The organism is Paraburkholderia sp. J11-2 (genome assembly GCF_905220185.1).
GTDB lineage: Bacteria > Pseudomonadota > Gammaproteobacteria > Burkholderiales > Burkholderiaceae > Paraburkholderia.
Genome location: NZ_CAJMYY010000121.1, coordinates 1 through 395, shown reverse-complemented (window position 1 = coordinate 395; position 395 = coordinate 1). Strand labels below are relative to the sequence as shown.

Sequence of the window (395 nt, the reverse complement as noted above, 5' to 3'; positions counted from 1 at the left end):
GGCCTCACGCAGTTCGTCGGCCGTGAAGTCACGAAGCTCGACCGTCCGGAACTCACGAGCGCGAAGATCATCGTCTCGGGTGGCCGGGGTCTGGGCAGCGGCGAGAACTACACGAAGGTGCTGGAGCCGCTCGCCGACAAGCTCAACGCAGCGCTCGGCGCCTCGCGTGCTGCAGTTGACGCGGGCTACGTGCCGAACGACTACCAGGTCGGTCAGACGGGCAAGATCGTCGCGCCGCAACTGTACGTGGCGGTCGGCATCTCGGGCGCGATCCAGCATCTGGCCGGCATGAAGGACTCGAAGGTCATCGTCGCGATCAACAAGGACGAAGAAGCGCCGATCTTCAGCGTGGCCGACTACGGCCTCGTGGGCGACCTGTTCACGGTCGTGCCGGA

1 protein-coding gene is annotated in these 395 nt (G+C 65.6%); it reads left to right on the top strand.

What is annotated here, in order from left to right:
- Window positions 1-395, top strand: a 395-nt coding sequence (locus U5A57_RS41420; RefSeq protein ID WP_321918122.1) for an electron transfer flavoprotein subunit alpha/FixB family protein, incomplete at both ends; no start/stop codon positions are given.